The organism is Mesorhizobium sp. Cs1321R2N1 (assembly GCF_037179725.1).
Lineage (GTDB): Bacteria > Pseudomonadota > Alphaproteobacteria > Rhizobiales > Rhizobiaceae > Mesorhizobium > Mesorhizobium salmacidum.
Genome location: NZ_JAPYKP010000269.1, coordinates 1 through 2,995, shown reverse-complemented (window position 1 = coordinate 2,995; position 2,995 = coordinate 1). Strand labels below are relative to the sequence as shown.

At 65.4% G+C, this 2,995-nt stretch carries 4 protein-coding genes; 3 read left to right on the top strand and 1 reads right to left on the bottom strand.

Annotated elements, in window-relative coordinates:
* Positions 1-347: FAD binding domain-containing protein (locus tag O7A61_RS31745; RefSeq protein WP_337133105.1), on the bottom strand; the 347-nt coding region annotated here is incomplete at its 3' end.
* Between the two features lie 273 nt (positions 348-620).
* On the opposite strand from O7A61_RS31745, the gene O7A61_RS31740 reads away from it, so the two are divergent.
* From O7A61_RS31740 to O7A61_RS31730, 3 genes are all read left to right on the top strand, one after another.
* A complete protein-coding gene (locus O7A61_RS31740) occupies positions 621-1,076 on the top strand; it encodes a hypothetical protein (protein ID WP_337133104.1) in 456 nt (151 codons plus the stop codon).
* A gap of 98 nt (positions 1,077-1,174) precedes the next feature.
* Positions 1,175-2,323: an amidohydrolase gene (locus tag O7A61_RS31735; RefSeq protein ID WP_337133103.1), complete on the top strand. Its 1,149-nt coding sequence runs from the start codon at positions 1,175-1,177 to the stop codon at positions 2,321-2,323.
* Between the two features lie 129 nt (positions 2,324-2,452).
* Positions 2,453-2,995, top strand: a 543-nt coding sequence (locus O7A61_RS31730) for an FMN-binding negative transcriptional regulator (protein ID WP_337133102.1), incomplete at its 3' end; no start/stop codon positions are given.

The following is a 2,995-nucleotide window of genomic DNA, read 5'->3' as shown; positions in this document are numbered from 1 at the left end:
GGCGAAGCGTTGCATAGATTGCCAACAATGGTGCAGCGTCCCTGCACCTGCTTGGAGCCGATCAACTTCGCCGCCTCGACGACGCCAGGCCAGGCCTTTTTCAGCGCGGCGTTCTCGCCCAGCACGGCGCACGGCACGGCGGCGCCGATGCTGAAGCCGTCGGCGGTTTCGCTGATGTCGCGCAAGCCGGCGATCGACTTGATGTCGATGATCAGTTCGGGTTCGACAAAGCCGCCCTTCATCCTCACCAGCAGGTCACTGCCTCCGGCAAGAATGGCGGCCGGACCGGCCGATCCGGCGAGTTGGCCGACGGCATCTTCGATTGAAAGCGGACGTATGTAGCGCATCGTCTCCCCTTGGTATCGCGATTTCAGCGACCGTTATAAACAATCGTCTCATAATGACCATCCGTTTCCCGGGCCGAGGCGATTGGGCCAGGTGCGGCAAAATGCGGTCCACCTGACCTGAAGCCCGTCCAGGGAAGCGCAAGTGCAGGGCCACATTAAGGCTTGACCGGAGGATGCCGCGCGTCAATCCTCTGTCCCAGGGGCCTCTGTCCCAGGGGCCTCTGTCCCAGGGGCCTCTGTCCCAGGGGCCTCTGTCCCAGGGGAGGAGTTTCCATGCGACGTCTCTTGGCTGTGCCTTGCGCCATGCTGCTGGCCGCGCCGGCTGGCGCCGCGACGCTCGACTACGGTTCCAGGGTCGGAATGGAGCTCACCATCGTCAAGAAGTCGGGCATCGGCTCCACGCACGCCGGCATCCTGGCCAGACACAACAGGCGGAATGCCCGCGTCTACTGCCGTGAATATGGCCACGATTTCACCGAGGAGTGCATCGACGCGGAGATGAAGGCGCCGCTGCACTTCGAAATCACCGCCAACTGCAAGACCGGCGAGTTCACAACCTTCTATGGCGCCAAGATGCTGTTCCAGGGCCGCAACAAGGGCACCGATGTGACGACCGATTACCGGATCACCGCCGTCGACGAGAACGTGGTGCTGGATGGCTCGGGCGCTTCGGGCTACGACTATACGCTCGACCAGTTCAAGGCGCTCTGCCCCAACCGCGTGAAGTAAGTCCGTCGGGAGGCCTGGCCCGCCGAAGCCTGGGAGTTGGACCGTGGCAGGCACAGCCGTTTATCGCTAGCACAGGACCGCAGTGGAGGCGAAAAACCATGACCCTGACCAATCGCGACATCGTCGAACTGACCGAGTGGCGGCGCAAGCTGCACCGGCAGCCGGAAATCTCGAACGAGGAGGAGAAGACGGCGAAAGAGGTCGTCGCCTTCCTCGCCGACACTGGGCCCGACAAGGTGCTGACCGGCCTCGGCGGCCACGGCGTCGCGGCCATCTACGACAGCGGCAAAAACGGACCGACCGTCCTGTTTCGGTCCGAACTCGATGCGCTGCCGATCGAAGAACTGTCCGGCGTGCCGCATTCATCGCAAGTGCCGGGCAAGTCGCATATGTGCGGCCATGACGGACACACCGCGATCCTGGCCTCGCTTGGCCGCCAGTTCGGCCGCGAACGGCCCGCCAGCGGCCGCGTCGTGCTGATGTTCCAGCCGGCGGAGGAAACCGGCAATGGCGCGGCCGGCGTCGTCGCCGATCCGCGCTTCGGCGAGATCGCGCCCGATTTCGCCTTCTCGCTGCACAATCTGCCCGGCGTGCCGTTCGGCGAGGTCAGGCTCAAGCCCGGCGTGGTCAACTGCGCGTCGCGCGGCATTCGCATCATGCTGGAGGGCAAGACCGCCCATTCCTCCATGCCCGAGACCGGAACCTCGCCCATGCCGGCGATCTCAGAGCTGATGCCGGCTTTGCCCGCGCTCGGCCGCGCCACCTTCGCCGATGACGATTTCTCCATGGTTACCGTCACCCACGCGCGCATGGGCGAAGCCGTGTTCGGCATCGCGCCTGCTTACGCCGAGGTCTGGGCGACGCTGCGCACCCGCCGCGACGAGCGCATGGCGGACCTCTGTGCCGCCGCTGAGACGCTGGTCAAGCAGATCGCCGGCCGGCACGGCCTCTCCGCACGCTCAGACTATCACGAGATCTTCGTCGCCAGCGTCAACGCGCCGGACGCGGTCGAGCATCTGCGGCGCGCCCTCGACGAAGAGAGCGTCGCGCATGGCGAGGAAGCCCTGCCGATGCGCGCCTCGGAGGATTTCGGCCTGTTCGGCCACAGCGCCTCATCGGCGATGTTCTTCCTCGGTGCCGGCGAACGTCACCCGGCGCTGCACAATCCCGATTATGACTTTCCCGACGACCTGATCCCGATCGGCTCGAGGATCTTCATGCGCGCGGCGCGCAACCTTCTCGGCTGATTTCAGAGCAACCGGGCCAGCACCGCGGCTTCGTCCCGGATCAACTGGCCACCTGGACTCTTCGAAACTGGGACATTTCCAACGGGCCGGATTGTGTGGCATCTGTCAGGCCAACGCAAGGAGTTCAAAATGTACACCCCGCCCGCCTTCCGCGACGACGACAAGGACAGCCTCATGGCGACGATCCGCGCCGCGCGGCTGGCCAATCTCGTCACCGCCACGGCGGACGGGCCGCTCGCCACGCCCCTGCCCCTCTTTCTCGACGAAACCGAGGGCGAGCATGGCGTCATCCATGGCCATCTGGCCAGGGCCAACCCGCAGTGGCGTATTCCTTCGATTGGCGACGGACTCGCCATCTTCATGGGGCCGGACGCCTATGTGACGCCGGCCTGGTACGCCACCAAGCAGGAAACCGGCAAGGTCGTGCCGACCTGGAACTACGCCGCCGTCCACGCCTATGGGCCGGTCGAGTTCTTCGACGATGCGGACAGGCTGCTGGACGTCGTCACCCGGCTGACGAACCTGCATGAGGGCACGCGCGCAGCGCCCTGGGCGGTGTCGGACGCGCCGCCCGACTTCATTCAGTCGCAGCTTCGCGGCATTGTCGGCCTGCGCATGCCGGTCGTGAGGCTCGAAGGCAAGCGCAAGATGAGCCAGAACCGCAACGCCGCC